11 protein-coding genes and 1 pseudogene are annotated in these 10,760 nt (G+C 38.0%); 4 read left to right on the top strand and 8 right to left on the bottom strand.

Going from position 1 to position 10,760, the window contains the following annotated elements; genetic code table 11:
• Positions 1-258: 258 nt before the first annotated feature.
• The gene (locus F6K15_RS11445; RefSeq protein WP_293060819.1) at positions 259-720 is read right to left on the bottom strand and encodes a hypothetical protein; all 462 of its coding nucleotides are present in this window, start codon (positions 718-720) and stop codon (positions 259-261) included.
• A 537-nt stretch (positions 721-1,257) separates the two neighbouring features.
• On the opposite strand from F6K15_RS11445, the gene era reads away from it, so the two are divergent.
• Entirely contained in the window at positions 1,258-2,190 is a 933-nt protein-coding gene (gene era / locus F6K15_RS11440; protein ID WP_293060818.1) for a GTPase Era, read from the top strand.
• A gap of 18 nt (positions 2,191-2,208) precedes the next feature.
• Here era and F6K15_RS11435 read toward each other — a convergent pair whose 3' ends face one another.
• Complete coding sequence (locus F6K15_RS11435) at positions 2,209-2,589, bottom strand: hypothetical protein (RefSeq protein ID WP_293060816.1); 381 nt, start codon at positions 2,587-2,589, stop codon at positions 2,209-2,211.
• Positions 2,590-2,836: 247 nt separating this feature from the next.
• Between F6K15_RS11435 and F6K15_RS11430 the strand changes: the two genes are divergently transcribed.
• Both F6K15_RS11430 and F6K15_RS11425 read left to right on the top strand, forming a co-directional pair.
• On the top strand, positions 2,837-3,496 hold the full coding sequence (locus F6K15_RS11430) for a class I SAM-dependent methyltransferase (protein ID WP_293060814.1): 660 nt from the start codon (positions 2,837-2,839) through the stop codon (positions 3,494-3,496).
• A gap of 113 nt (positions 3,497-3,609) precedes the next feature.
• Entirely contained in the window at positions 3,610-3,804 is a 195-nt protein-coding gene (locus F6K15_RS11425) for a hypothetical protein (protein WP_293060812.1), read from the top strand.
• A gap of 27 nt (positions 3,805-3,831) precedes the next feature.
• Here F6K15_RS11425 and F6K15_RS11420 read toward each other — a convergent pair whose 3' ends face one another.
• Entirely contained in the window at positions 3,832-5,268 is a 1,437-nt protein-coding gene (locus tag F6K15_RS11420) for a sodium:alanine symporter family protein (RefSeq protein WP_293060810.1), read from the bottom strand.
• Positions 5,269-6,183: 915 nt separating this feature from the next.
• On the opposite strand from F6K15_RS11420, the gene F6K15_RS11415 reads away from it, so the two are divergent.
• Positions 6,184-7,251, top strand: a complete 1,068-nt coding sequence (locus F6K15_RS11415) for a DUF1611 domain-containing protein (protein WP_293060808.1) — start codon at positions 6,184-6,186, stop codon at positions 7,249-7,251.
• A 47-nt stretch (positions 7,252-7,298) separates the two neighbouring features.
• Here F6K15_RS11415 and F6K15_RS11410 read toward each other — a convergent pair whose 3' ends face one another.
• The 5 genes and pseudogenes from F6K15_RS11410 to F6K15_RS11390 all read right to left on the bottom strand — a co-directional run bounded on the left by F6K15_RS11410 (position 7,299) and on the right by F6K15_RS11390 (position 10,543).
• Complete coding sequence (locus F6K15_RS11410; protein WP_293060806.1) at positions 7,299-7,583, bottom strand: hypothetical protein; 285 nt, start codon at positions 7,581-7,583, stop codon at positions 7,299-7,301.
• Between the two features lie 4 nt (positions 7,584-7,587).
• Positions 7,588-7,836 carry an IS200/IS605 family accessory protein TnpB-related protein gene (locus tag F6K15_RS11405; RefSeq protein WP_293060804.1) on the bottom strand — a complete coding sequence of 83 codons (249 nt, stop codon included), beginning with the start codon at positions 7,834-7,836 and terminating at the stop codon, positions 7,588-7,590.
• A 33-nt stretch (positions 7,837-7,869) separates the two neighbouring features.
• The gene (locus F6K15_RS11400) at positions 7,870-8,052 is read right to left on the bottom strand and encodes a hypothetical protein (RefSeq protein WP_293060802.1); all 183 of its coding nucleotides are present in this window, start codon (positions 8,050-8,052) and stop codon (positions 7,870-7,872) included.
• A 50-nt stretch (positions 8,053-8,102) separates the two neighbouring features.
• A pseudogene (locus F6K15_RS11395) lies at positions 8,103-8,238 on the bottom strand (MerR family DNA-binding transcriptional regulator); the annotation flags it as partial.
• Positions 8,239-8,407: 169 nt separating this feature from the next.
• Entirely contained in the window at positions 8,408-10,543 is a 2,136-nt protein-coding gene (locus F6K15_RS11390) for a DNA-binding protein (protein WP_293060800.1), read from the bottom strand.
• Positions 10,544-10,760 lie beyond the last annotated feature (217 nt).

The raw sequence follows: 10,760 nt of genomic DNA, 5'->3' as shown, positions 1-10,760 counted from the left end.
CACGGGAAGACTACCCGTTTATAGGTGTTCGGTGGAAATGCAGCAATGTATGCAGCCTAGACACACTAACAGACCGAGGACTTGACCTCATCATTTCACTTCTTACTTCTGACTATGCAGCCTTCTTGGTTTCTAAATGATTGTCTTTAAAAAGTAAAAAAATAAAGAAAGCTTGTTTCTATTCATTTCATTTAGAACCAAGCTTTCTTTACCTTTGAGGTAATTATTAATTATTAATTATTCATTATTCATTATTTTTTACCTACAAACAGCACGATTGTTAGCATTTAGAACGATTGTGCCTTCTACTCCATTAATAATAACTGGGTTGCCTGTGCTAACTCTCAGTAATCGTGGTTTTTTATTCAGACATTCTGTAACTTCTTCTCCCCAAGCTTCTATAGAAGCAGTATACTCCGCTCTGTAACGCAACAGCTCATCTAAAGTAATTCCAGTAGGTATAGGAGGTAGGTTGTTAACAAAAGCATCAGTTATTGGAGAATCAGTTCTGATACTGTCATCAACATCAATTTCAGTAATAATGGGAAAATCAAATCTTCTAGGTAAAGTTCTGTAAGGAATAGACAAGTCTGGTAATGGATAATATTCTTCCTGACCAGATTTGTAATCGAAATCAGATGGTATTGCCAAAGCTGGTAGAGGTAAATTTGCAACGACTAAAGCACAAACACTTCCTAATAATGTAGAAAATTTTTTCATTTTTTTTCCTAGTTCTAGATCGATTTAATCAGATATCAACTAACAAGTTAGTTTGGCAAATCTTTAAAGTTTCTAAAGTTTCTGCCCTTGATTCTTTTGACCGCCTAAATAAATTAACTTCTTTAAATAAAGAGAAGTCAAAAGTAACTGGCGAACAACTTAAAACAAGGCAAAATTATCAGACTCTACAAAAGACTGTAAAATTCAACAGCATATCTTAATAAAGTAAGATATCTATTATCGCAGAAGGCAGAATAAAAAATCTAGCTTTGTGTGAGTTTTCAGCTTTTGAGATGTTTTCACCTTTCCTTCGACTGCTATAATTATTCAGCTTTGTACTACTACATGAATTAAATTAATGTAAGCACTGAAGTTAATATTTTACTGATGATGAGTCACTTCAGAATAATATACTTTAATCCTTGTATTTTGATAATATTCTGATAACTACAAGAAAAATGTATAGTATCTATCAGTTGACATCAAAAAAAATTTACTTAATAAGTTGTTATTTTTGAAACATATAAAAATACAAAAATGGAATTGTCCACAAGTATGATAATTCCCGCAGCACCTGCGGGATATAAATCTGGATTTGTTGGTATAATAGGACGGCCTAATGTTGGCAAATCTACTTTAATGAATCAACTGGTAGGGCAAAAAATTGCTATTACTTCCCCAGTTGCTCAAACTACTCGTAATCGTCTGCGTGGTATTTTGACTACAGAAGCAGCGCAGATGATTTTTGTTGATACTCCTGGTATTCATAAACCTCATCACCAATTGGGCAAAGTATTAGTTCAAAATGCTAAAATAGCAATCCAATCTGTAGATGTGGTGTTGCTGGTAGTTGATGGATCAGTAATAGCTGGTGGGGGCGATCGATATATTATAGATTTACTCAACAAAACACACACTCCTGTGATTTTAGGTTTGAATAAGTTAGACTTACAACCTCAAGATAATGGGGAGATAGAAGCTAGTTATCATCAATTGATCGCTCCTCACCCCTGGCAAATAGTGAAATTTTCTGCTCTTACAGGAGCAGGAGTAGAAGGACTACAAGATTTGTTGATTGAACATCTTGAAGCTGGACCTTATTATTATCCTCCTGATTTAGTAACTGACCAACCAGAACGTTTTATTATGGGGGAATTGATCCGAGAGCAAATCTTACTGTTGACTCGGGAAGAGGTACCCCACTCAGTAGCCATCGCTATTGATAGAGTAGAAGAGGAAACAACTATTACTCGTATTCTTGCTACTATTCATGTTGAACGTTCATCTCAGAAAGGAATTATTATAGGTAAAAGCGGGAATATGTTAAAAGCTATTGGTAGTGCAGCACGTCAACAAATTCAAAAGTTAATTGCTGGAAAAGTTTATTTGGAATTATTTGTAAAAGTGCAATCTAAATGGCGACAGTCTCGGATTCAATTAGCAGAGTTGGGTTATCAAGTTGAGGAATAAAGAATTGGCGTTGGTGAATTAGACTATAAATTTGTTCAGATGAAATAGAATAAATAGTATTAGGCGATCGCTCTCACCTGAATCTTTACCAGAATGTAATATCATAGCTAACATATGTTCATAGGTTCTTTCTTGTAAGGTAACTGCATCTGGTCGTAGCCAAGCACTATGATATCCTACTAATAATGGTCTTTGATTGAATGCGATTTGGTTGATATAAACTTCCATCATTTTATATCGTGATGGATAACAATCTTCTATAGCTTCATAAACACTATGCCATTGTCTGCAAAATATTGGAGACAAAGATAATTCGGCCACAGAACTGGGGCTAGGGTTTAATATTGCCGCATCAGTAAGTTCAAACACAGCATCCTTCCCATTTTGGACTTTGGACAAAAAGAAAATATATGCTATTTTCAATTATAATAATACCAGACAACCTACAATATACTCAATCTAATTTTTCATTTAATGATAATTTTGTGGCTGTGGCGATCGCTAAGAGGAACTTAGTTTAGATAGCCAATGTACAGAGAACCTTAAGGGTTAACACTATATGTAGTGCCCTTGCGTAAGTCCTGCGGACATGATATTAGACTTTATAGTAAAAATAAAGTAGCAGTAAAAAATAGATAAGGTAGACATGAATATTACAAATGAACAAGTAGAAGTTGCGCAAGCTGTTTACACCAAGCAGACACTAGCTGTCTACGACCTCGTAGTCCTTGGCTTTTCAAACCAATTCATTTGGAAATGCCCGACTAAATGGTTGATGAAGCACTACAACCAAATGGTTACAGCGAATCATCTAGATGTGGGAATAGGAACAGGCTACTTCCTCGATCGATGCAAATTTCCCTCCCAAACGCCACGTGTTGCATTGATTGACCTTAATAGCAATACGCTGGAATTTACTTCCCAGCGTATTGCGCGATATAACCCAAAAACCTATCGTCGAAATATTTTAGAGCCCATTAGCTTGGATGCAGAAAAGTTTGATTCTGTAGGAATCAATTACGTGTTCCATTGTCTTCCAGGCACCCTTGAGACGAAGTCAGTTGCTCTCGATTATCTCAAGGCTTTGATGAATCCTAATGGAGTTCTTTTTGGTTCAACAATTTTACAGGGTGGTGTGTCGAGAAATTGGTTTGCCAAGCGTTTGATGGCTATTTACAACAAGAAAGGGTTTTTTTCAAACCAATACGACAACCTTGAAGAGTTGAAGAGTGTCCTTAATCAGAGATTTAAAGATATCTCAGTTGAGGTCATAGGCTGCGTTGCACTTTTCTCAGGCCGGGTATGAATCCTAACAAGTGCATTGCAACAGAATACAGCCTATTCCATGTAAGTGTGGTATAGTGATTTTTGTGTTGCATAGTTGGGGGATGATAATTAAATTAGCATAAGCCAAAACTTTTGATCGATAAGGGCTTTGGAGCAGTTATTGCCCTCATTGGAACACCCACATCTGCTCCCAAACCCCGTGGAAAATCTCCAGTCTGGAAGAAAGGTCAACTTCGTAACAAAAGAAAACGATACCCGATAGTCAAAAAAGGTAAGGGCAAGTTTGAAAGTCAGAAAAAAAATACAAAAAAGGTCAAATCTGCTTAATTGAAATCAAAAATTGTTTCTCATATATTACATTGCTCCTGACTGCAAACGAAGCATATAATTTTTTAGATCGGATGCAACTTCACCTGACATTAAATAGCAACCAATTAAATTAGGAAAAGCCATAGTTAAAAGCATCATATCTGTAAAATCTAAAGCTGCACCAACACTAACATTAGCACCAATTATTACACCCAAAATATAGATAATTTTAGGAAGAATAGCTGTCTGACTGCCAAATAAATAGTTCCAAGAAATTATTCCTTGATAAGCAGTACCAATCATAGTTGAAAAAGCAAATAAGAAAACAGCAAAAGCCAACAGATAAGGGAACCAGCTAAAAACTGAAGCAAAAGCATCAGCAGTCATTTTTACTCCATCAATTCCTTCCCGAGAATCTTGATAAACTCCTGTAATTACAATTACTAAAGCTGTCATATTACAGATAATAACTGTATCAATAAATGGTTCTAATAAAGCCACTATTCCTTCTCGAATTGGTTCATTAGTTTTAGCAGAAGCATGAGGAATAGATGCAGTACCTAATCCTGCTTCATTAGAATAAGCTGACCGTCTTAACCCTATAGAAAATGTTGTGACAAAACCACCAGCAACTACTGCTGAAGGCGAAAAAGCTTCGGTGAAAATTTTACCAAAAGCTGGCAGAATTTGGGTAAAATTAATACCTAAAATCCACAGACAAGCAACAATATAAATAACTGCCATTGTTGGTACTAAACTACCAGCAACTGTACCAATACGTTTCATCCCACCCAGAATGACGATCGCTACTAATATTGCCACGCTCGCACCATAGACCCAACTTGATAACCCAGGTATAACATTAGAAACAGCGATGTAAGACTGATTAGTTTGGAAAATGCTAGCACCAACTAGAGTCGATAGTCCACAGAAGAATGCAAATAAAGTGGCCATTCCTTGCCCCATTGCACGTAATCCCATATTAGCCAGACCTTTGGATAAATAGTACATTGGGCCTCCGGCTATAGAACCATCTGAGTTGATTCTTCGGTATTTCAGACCGAGAGTACATTCGGTAAATTTGCTGGTCATACCAAATAATCCGCCAATAGTCATCCAAAATACTGCACCAGGCCCGCCTAATTGGATGGCGATCGCGACACCTGCCACATTTCCTATACCTACTGTGCCAGAAATAGCTGTGGCAAGAGCTTGGAAGTGAGTAACTTCTCCTTCATCTTCTGGGGAATCATATTTTCCTCTCACGATATCAATAGCGTGTTTAAAACCTCGAATATTAATAAACCCCATACGAAATGTTAGTAAAATTGCTCCTAAAATTAGCCACAATACAATTAGTGGGAAACCAGCAATATCAAAAAAGATAATTTTTTCTAGGATGGCTACTAACTTTTGAAAAATTCCATCAATAGTACTAAAAATATTAGTATTTTCGACCTTTGTGAAAGCTAAGACAGTCATTTCAGTTATCAGTTATCAGTTATCAGTACCTCTGCAATAAGGAGGTAAGAAAATACGGAATTCTCTTTTTTTTATCCCCTTAAAAGGAGAGGCGCATACCCACAATTTCTCGGTAAAATTTACTGTAGTAATAAATATTATGGACAACAGGATATTTTTCACTAATTTTTGAGGAAATTTTTGCATTTAATTATGTCTGATGGGCAAAAAAAATAATAATATATCATTAATATATATTCATGGATTTATTATTTTTCAATATACAATTAGGAACATTGATGAAAAATATATTTTTAACAAATTATTACACAATTTTCAATGAATGCTAGTTTAAACTAAATACTATAGCTAAGGTTATATAAAGATTTGTAAATTACCTATACAGATTTTAAGTTATAAAAGGAATTCTATTTGTATTCTAGGTTCATTATTAAAAAGCGTTTCCTGACGGAATGCTCCGCAAACAGCAGTGAGAGCGGTCGGTGGTCAGCTTTTTAGAAGGGGATTTAAATCCCTCCTAAAATTAAGCTACTTATAGAAGTCGGGGATGTTTTACCCAAGCTTGGACGTTCCGGAATGCTCCGCAAACAGATACCTAATTAAGGTCTGCTGAAAAAATTGGTTGGTGGGAGTAGGACGCGGAGACGCAGAGATGGGATAACAGGCAACGGTTTCGGCCATTTTATGTGAAGAAATTTTCTTGAATTTCAGCAGAAAATTTCAGTAAATTGATGCAAAACTAGGAGATAAACTGAATATAAAAAGCTCAATTACTTTAGCTATCCTAACTTTTAGCTTTATTCAGCAAACCCTAATTATATGCGCAAATTTTTAGGCTGATAGCTGATAGCTGATAGCTGATAGCTAGTTAACTATTACTTGTACAGACAAAGAAAATTTATTCGTTAAAAAACCATGACTACAGAAAATACACAATCAAAAATTCAAAATGGTAAAATAGCAATTCTCCTACACAATGGCATCCAGGGTTCATCAGGCAAAACTGGCTTGTCACTATTGCGCTACAGTCAAGCAGAAATTGTTGCCGTCATCGATCGCCAATGTGCCGGAAAATCATTACCCGAACTTACTAAAATTCCCCGCGACATACCAATAGTTGCTTCTGTTGTCGAAGCCATCGCTTTTGACCCAGAAGTATTAGTTATAGGTATTGCTCCTTCTGGTGGTGCTTTGCCTGATGAATGGTTTGGAGAAATCAAACAAGCAGTTACTTCTGGATTATCAGTGGTCAACGGTTTGCATAGCTCTTTGGCAAATCATCCAGAAATTCAACCACTATTGCGACCTACGCAATGGATATGGGATGTGCGTCAAGAACCTCAAGGATTAACTATTGCCAGTGGGAAAGCTAGAACACTTTCTTGTCGCCGAGTCTTAACAGTGGGTACTGATATGGCGATCGGTAAAATGTCTACCAGTTTAGAACTTAATGCCACAGCTCAACGCCGAGGTTTCAACTCTAAATTCCTCGCTACAGGCCAAGCAGGTTTAATGATTGCTGGCAATGGTATTGCCTTAGATGCAGTGCGAGTTGACTTTGCTGCCGGAGCAGTGGAACAAATGATTATGCAGTTTGGCAAGGCCCACGACTTACTGATTATTGAAGGCCAAGGCTCTTTATTGCATCCTGGTTCTACTGCTACCCTCCCACTATTGCGCGGTACTCAACCCACGGATTTAATTTTGGTGCATCGTGCTAATCAAACTCGTATTCGCAATCATCCCAGTGTTTTGATTCCACCGTTACCTAAAGTGATTCAGTTATATGAGATGGTGGTTGCTGCTGGTGGCGCTATGGAACCAGCGCGAGTTGTTGGTATTGCCATGAATACTTTTCATTTAGATGAAGTGGCAGCTAAAGAAGCGATCGCTCAAATGGAAATAGAGACTGGTTTGCCTTGTACTGATCCTGTACGTTTTGGTGCGGATCTATTATTGGATGCAGTTATAGCACCTTCTTGAAAACTAGACATGCGCTAGACATTTGCCATCGGTGACTGCAAATGATTTCAATACTCACCCGTTTCAATGTGTACTTGCACAGAAAGTTGATGTTCCGCCCACAAACTATGGGTTAGGATTCCCTCAAGGGCTTTCCTCCACTGAAAAAGTTGAGTCCTCCGGATACGATGTAGTTTAATAAAACTAGCAACTCGCCTCCAATGACTCCAATCATGTTTGTTGACATCCTCTGGTCTCAACAAACATTTGGGGATTTTTTCTGATAATTTTAAAGCTCTACGACTGATCGTTAAAGCTGCAGCAGTGCCACTATTGAGGCCATATTTAGCCATATAATTAATCATTCCTATCACGAAGCGTAAAAGCAGGGTTGACTTTTATTAATTCAACTCCAAATCTTCTACAACGTGACTCTAAAGCTTCTCTAAACATCCCTGTAGACCAGTTAGAAAGCATCGCATTATAAACTTTACTTTCCTCGCTCCGAGCAATGGATTTTTTCTTAGTAAAATCTAAGGACTCAATGGCAATAGCGCACTCAAAAAAATCTGCTAATTTGACAATAGTCGCGACAATATTCCTCATAGTTGCTTGTCGAGACCCAGTAGTTTTATTTTTTCACTGGTAAGGTATTTCTTCTAAATATTCAATATTTCCATCCCATTTAACATAAGCAACTGAAATTAATTCCGCATTAAAATCAATACCTATACAACCATTCAATGCTCCGAGTTCCTCAAAAACAGGATAATATTCAATTTTTGCTTCTATCCCTGTTAAGGAACCGTGAGACTTGGCCATTGCTAACATTGAATTACTTACCTCAAAGTTAGCATGGTCTGTCTAGGAATGTCAACAATATTTGTTATAGTATGGTAGCGGTGATTTGACCTATACGCGTTTAGCTTTTAATTTTTCACACTTATCCCAACGCTGTAAAGTTTTGACGCTAACTCCTAATCTTTCTGCAAATTCGTGTGGTTTCATCTCCTAGACATTTTGTACATATTTGTCTATGATAGTCTATATTTTTGCCCTTTAGCAAACATCAGGCAACAGGCAACAGGTAACAGGCAACAGTGGGAAAAATATTGCCTAGTGCTGCTACACGAAAGTTTTAAAGGTTAAACTGATAACTGATAATTGATAACTGAAATTACCACTTCCCCATACCTCCCCAAGCTGCCCCAGAAAAACAGCCACCAATTGCACCTAAACCAGCCCCAAAAATCGTTGAAAGTATCATAGTAAAATCTTCATCAATTCGCATAATTCTCACTAAATCTATCGACCCAAGTTGTGGTAAAATACCACCCAAAATTACCCCAATAATTACTCCTAAAAAACACCCCCAAATTCCACCTAAAAAAGCACCTCTTATCCCTGATAATCTATTTGATAAAGGTAAAGTTGGCGCACCTAAAATTGGTCCGAAGACAGCACCACCTATAATCCCACCCATTGCACCTACACCTATTGCCGGAATCATACTACTTATGAATATTGATAATAACTCCAGCCAAGAATTACTATTCTCTTTCATACTTTCCTGAAACACAAAAACACCCGCTAAAATTGCCCCAATAACTGTTCCTAAAAAAGCACCCCAAATAGCACCTAAAAATAAACCACGTCTGCCCCAAATTCTTCCAGAACCAGGCAATGTTAAAGGTGGTTTAAAAGCACTCCAAATACTACCCCAAATAGTACCTAAAAATCCTCCAAATAAAACTGCTTGCCCGAATGACTCCAGACGATTACTAATTCCATATATACTACCACTAATAGCAACTGCAATAAACCCTCCCCAAAATGCTCCAGTTAAACCTAAACTCCTACCAGACATTCCCACAGGAATAATATATTGCCAAGCTAATGCGAAAAAACCGCCCCACAACATTCCCACGATCGTACCACCAAAAACTGCAAGGCTACCTTTTATTATTCCTAATACTAGACCTGCTACTGCTGCTGCACACAATACTCCCCAAAGGCTACCCCACATAGCATCTTTAGCAATACCAACAATACCATTTCCACCGCCTGGTAGAGGAATTATTGGTAATGATGGCGGTTTAGTTTTAGTCAGAATAGGAGTTAATAAAGGTTGATATTGACCCATTTTTCTGTTAATAATGATGGGTTTTGGTGGTGCTGGTTTTCGGGGAGTAGTAGTAGTTTTTTGCGGCCTCAACAACAATAATTTTCGTTGCTTAGGTTGAGCTGGTTGCAGATGTTTCTGATTTCGCACTGCTTCCCTTGATGGGAAAGGGTCGCGCCCTTTTAATTTTTTGGTGCGATCGCACCACGGACAAGATTTTAAATGATTACCATACAAATGTTGATGATTTTTTTGACAAATTATCAAATTATCTTCTGCTTCTCGTAGTGCCTGCAACCAAATTTTAGTGTCTGGGCGTTCCGTAGGATGTTCATGCCCTTTTTCAAAACAATCAATAAATAATTGTTGTATGGTGGGATGCAAAATCTTAAAATCTGGCGCAAGTGGGGTTGGGCGATAGGGAACTCGCTTTTTACTGTAGGGAAAATGACCTGCTTGAATTCGAGCTTCAAGACTGGGTGGTTCACCTCTACCTTGATAAACTCCAGCAAAGGGGTGAGTTCCCTCCATCAAAACCTGAAATATTAACACCGCCACCCCAAATAAATCATGTTCTGGTAGGCGATCGACTTCCCGGAAACTTTGACCTTGTAATTCTGGGGGAGTAAATTCGGGTTTTCCTACTGGACAACGATAAATTTCTAGAGTGTAGGGGTCGCGTACTTGAAATGAGTCTGTATCAACTAGCGTTACTAAAGCAGTATCTGTCACCAGCATATTTGACTCATTGATATCGCCGACAGCATATCCACTTTTGTGTAGAGCATTAACTGCTGCGACTAAATTACGAGCTGTGCGGTGAAGATAACGATAGTTGAACAGGGGTTTTTGTTCCCTACGGTTTCTAGGATTATAGAATATATGTATCGGTTCTGCTCTAAAAACACGAGGCATGAGAAAACCGATGATTTGCTGTTTACTGTTGATAGTGTGTAGTAGGTCTACAGGCCATGCGATCGCTGAATGTCCGGATGCTATCGGTGCGTCTGGTGGGTGGGAGAACATCACTGTCAGTTTATCAGCATCTTCATCTGTGGGTTTGTGGTAAATTTTGGCCACTAAGGATGGGTCTTGTAGCACAGGATAGATACGACCTTCTCCACCCCCACCAATCAAGTTTTGGGTGTCTAAAGTGACGATTTGTCCACTAAACTGACGTTGCAACTGCATGGGTACTGTTGTTTACCCTAAGATTATTTTATCGTTTACAGTATAGCTTGAAATTTTGGCGTTGGTGAATCAACTTAACAAAGTCAGAAGTCAGAAGTCGGAAGTCAGAAGTTAACCCACCCCTAACCCCTCCCAGGAGGGGAAGTAGGGGATTTGACCAACTCTCCAAAAATATTGCGCTTTAAAAAGCGGGGTTTTATACCATTTTGGTTGGCAG

The organism is Okeania sp. SIO2B3 (assembly GCF_010672525.1).
Classification (GTDB): Bacteria; Cyanobacteriota; Cyanobacteriia; order Cyanobacteriales; family Microcoleaceae; genus Okeania.
Note: the sequence above shows the minus strand (reverse complement) of the source record. Positions and strands in the feature narration are given on the sequence as shown.

Coding starts and splice junctions, on each gene's coding strand:
- F6K15_RS11445 (WP_293060819.1), bottom strand. CDS start 720: ATGAAAAAATTTTCTACATTATTAGGAAGTGTTTGTGCTTTAGTCGTT.
- era (WP_293060818.1), top strand. CDS start 1,258: ATGGAATTGTCCACAAGTATGATAATTCCCGCAGCACCTGCGGGATAT.
- F6K15_RS11430 (WP_293060814.1), top strand. CDS start 2,837: ATGAATATTACAAATGAACAAGTAGAAGTTGCGCAAGCTGTTTACACC.
- F6K15_RS11420 (WP_293060810.1), bottom strand. CDS start 5,268: ATGACTGTCTTAGCTTTCACAAAGGTCGAAAATACTAATATTTTTAGT.
- F6K15_RS11415 (WP_293060808.1), top strand. CDS start 6,184: ATGACTACAGAAAATACACAATCAAAAATTCAAAATGGTAAAATAGCA.
- F6K15_RS11410 (WP_293060806.1), bottom strand. CDS start 7,583: ATGGCTAAATATGGCCTCAATAGTGGCACTGCTGCAGCTTTAACGATC.
- F6K15_RS11405 (WP_293060804.1), bottom strand. CDS start 7,836: ATGAGGAATATTGTCGCGACTATTGTCAAATTAGCAGATTTTTTTGAG.
- F6K15_RS11400 (WP_293060802.1), bottom strand. CDS start 8,052: ATGGCCAAGTCTCACGGTTCCTTAACAGGGATAGAAGCAAAAATTGAA.
- F6K15_RS11390 (WP_293060800.1), bottom strand. CDS start 10,543: ATGCAGTTGCAACGTCAGTTTAGTGGACAAATCGTCACTTTAGACACC.